At 63.3% G+C, this 1,037-nt stretch carries 1 protein-coding gene; it reads left to right on the top strand.

The annotated features are described in order from the left end of the window. Nucleotides 1–76: 76 nt before the first annotated feature. On the top strand, nucleotides 77–1,037 hold a 961-nt coding region (gene xerA / locus QZ332_RS13765; RefSeq protein ID WP_295766476.1), incomplete at its 3' end, for a site-specific tyrosine recombinase/integron integrase.

Raw genomic sequence — 1,037 nt, 5'->3', positions numbered from 1 at the left:
TCCGCCTTATCATACTAAGGCGTGCTTGATATCCCGCCATCTGCTATACTGGACAGAAAAACAGGAGGGCACGATCATGGACGCGAAAAAGGAACTGCTGGATAAGCTTTGCGGGCTGGTCCCCGAGAAGACGGCGGAGATCGAGACGATCTTGGCGGGCTACAACATCGCCCGGGGGCCCCAGAGGGAGCGGAGCGATCTCAAAAAACGGATCTGCGCGTTCCTCGCGGCCAAGAAGATCGACGGGCTGTCCCCGAAGACGCTGAAGAACTACCGCGAGATGCTCATGGCCTTTGCCGCCCAGGTGGACAAGCATATCACCAAGATCGCCACGGACGACATCCGGGCCTACATCGGGCATCTCGCGGAGCGCGGCCTGAAGGACTCCAGCATCCAGACCCATATCAACACCCTGCGCTCCTTCTTCAGCTGGCTGGATGTGGAGGACGTGATCCGGAAGAACCCTATGCGGAAGATCAAGTCCCTGAAGATCGACCGGGCGAAGGCCCGGCGGCCCCTGACGGCGGAACAGCTGGAGCGGCTCCGGGACGGCTGCCGGACCTACAAGGAGAAGGCCCTGGTGGAGTTCCTGGTGTCCACCGGCTGCCGTCTCAGCGAGCTGGTGGGCGTCCGGGTCGGCGCGGTGGACTGGCAGGGCCGCAGCGTGGTGGTGCTGGGCAAGGGCGGGAAGGAGCGGACGGTCTACTTCTCCGTCCGGGCCAAGCTCATGCTCCAGGAGTACCTGGGCCGGAGGCGGGGCGGCGAGGCACTGTTCGCCAGCTCCAGAGCGCCCTACGAAGCCATGAAGCCCCGGGCGGTGGAGAAGGCGCTCCAGAAGATCGGGGAGCGGGCCGGGGAGCCCATGCGCATCCATCCGCATCTGATGCGGCATACCTTCGCCAGCAACGCCCTCAACAGCGGGATGGATATCACCATCATCCAGCATCTCCTGGGCCACACCGACCCCAAGACCACGCTCATCTACGCCGAGCTGGCCCCTAGGACCGTCAAATATGAGTACGAAAGAGTCGTAGCGT

The sequence above is a fragment of the uncultured Oscillibacter sp. genome, from assembly GCF_910584465.1.
GTDB lineage: Bacteria > Bacillota > Clostridia > Oscillospirales > Oscillospiraceae > Oscillibacter.
Note: the sequence above shows the minus strand (reverse complement) of the source record. Positions and strands in the feature narration are given on the sequence as shown.